Genomic DNA, 1,967 nt, shown 5'->3' on the forward strand with positions numbered 1-1,967 from the left:
CCTGAAATTGCTTTACCTAAAATTAAGATATCTGGCTCGTTGTAAGTAGCTTGCTTTTCACATGTAGATCCACAAGTACAATCTCCACAAACCTCTAATAAACTTCCTGTACGAGCAATACCTGTCTGTACTTCATCAGCGATGAACAAAGCATTGTTTTCTTTACAAAGTTCTCTTGCTTTTGTTAGATAACCTTCAGATGGAACATAAACCCCAGCCTCACCTTGAATAGGCTCCACTAAAAGTCCTGCAACATTTGGCTCCTTTAATGCAGCTTCTAATGCTTCAACATCATCGTAAGGAATACGAATGAAACCTGGTGTGTAAGGACCAAAATTGTCACTCGCTACTGGATCGTTTGAAAAAGAAATAATAGTTGTAGTTCTTCCGTGGAAGTTGTTTTCACAAACAATGATTTTTGCTTCATTCTCAGCGATACCTTTTTTCTCATAAGCCCACTTTCTAGTAATCTTAATCGCCGTCTCCACAGCCTCTGCACCAGAGTTCATTGGCAATACTTTGTCAAAACCAAAGTACTCAGTAACATATTTTTCAAATGGACCTAAGGCGTCGTTATAAAATGCTCTTGACGTTAACGCTAATGTTTGCGCCTGATCTGTCATCGCCTTTACAATCTTTGGGTGACAGTGACCTTGGTTAACTGCAGAATAAGCAGATAAGAAATCAAAGTATTTTTTTCCTTCTACATCCCAAACGTAAACTCCTTCTCCTTTTGCCAAAACTACTGGTAGTGGGTGGTAGTTATGCGCTCCGTGTTTGTCTTCTAATTGGATTAATTCCTCTGATGTTAACTTCTCCATTGTTGTGTTCATTTCTATTTCTTTTTAATCTTCTTCCTCATAAAGTAAGGAAGAAAAAATTCCTAAACCTCCCTATTTTACTCAGAAAATCGGGAATTCAAAAGTAATCATTTTTTTTGGCTTCTCTAAATGTTAACGGATAAGAGTCCTTTTCCATTTATCGTCTATTCATCTACATTCATCGAGACCAAAAATCAGTAATTCCGGTTAACCTTTCATTCATCTAGAAATTCTAGTCATTCGTCAAAATACTATGTATACATCACAATACAGGTATTAATTTTGACATGTATTTTACAATGCGCACAGAGCATTTAAAAATGCTAAACAACAGTAAATGAAAAGACTAATATTTATATTAATATTCTTACCCAACTTACTAGCTGCACAGAGCTCGTGCCCCGGTACTATTACCGATGGAGCGAACAACACCTGTAACGGATCTAGTAATTGTTCTGAAGTATTAGTTTTGAATATGAACCTTGACACTATTTTATCTGTGTATGGCGGTGACTCAACTTTACTTTGCAACACCCCAGGTAATAGTGGTGTAAACTGCGCATCAAATGCCCTAGAGTTTTCTAATTATTATTTATACGATCCTGCAAATCCTAATGGAAACAGTAATAACAATAATAACAATGGAGGCAATGGTGGAAGTGGCGGTTCTGTAGGTTGTTTATACAACGGTGGAGGTGAGTATATAGGTGTTCTTTTCGTTGCACTTACTGATTTCAATGCAGAGATCAATACCACCAACAATACTGTAGAACTTAATTGGGTAACAGCTGCCGAAAAAGACAACGATTACTTTACTTTAAAAAAGTCTACTGACGGGGTTAACTGGATTACCATTGCTAATATTGCGGGAGCGGGAAACTCTGACGAGGAATTAAGCTATAGCTATACAGATACTGAGTTAAATAGTGAAACGGTTTACTACCAGCTTTCTCAAACTGATTTCGATGGAAGTTACCATGAATTCGGAATCATAACAGTAAAAAATCAAACGCAACAAAATTTAATTGCACGTACCAATTTATTGGGTCAGCCTGTGGATGAATTCTACAAAGGAATGGTCATTAAAACATATGCTGATGGTACAACTGAAAAAGTTTTCCAACAATAATGATAGAAGGTTTAAAG

The 1,967-nt window shown here is 36.7% G+C and carries 2 protein-coding genes; one reads left to right on the forward strand and one right to left on the reverse strand.

Annotated elements, in window-relative coordinates:
- A partial coding sequence (rocD, locus tag R3333_RS14315; RefSeq protein WP_318959447.1) for an ornithine--oxo-acid transaminase occupies positions 1–833 on the reverse strand: 833 nt, incomplete at its 3' end.
- A 325-nt stretch (positions 834–1,158) separates the two neighbouring features.
- Here rocD and R3333_RS14320 point away from each other — a divergent pair.
- A complete protein-coding gene (locus tag R3333_RS14320) occupies positions 1,159–1,950 on the forward strand; it encodes a hypothetical protein (RefSeq protein WP_318959448.1) in 792 nt (263 codons plus the stop codon).
- Positions 1,951–1,967 lie beyond the last annotated feature (17 nt).

Source organism: Lishizhenia sp. (assembly GCF_033720595.1).
Taxonomy (GTDB): Bacteria; Bacteroidota; Bacteroidia; order Flavobacteriales_D; family Crocinitomicaceae; genus Lishizhenia.

Coding starts and splice junctions, on each gene's coding strand:
- R3333_RS14320 (WP_318959448.1), top strand. CDS start 1,159: ATGAAAAGACTAATATTTATATTAATATTCTTACCCAACTTACTAGCT.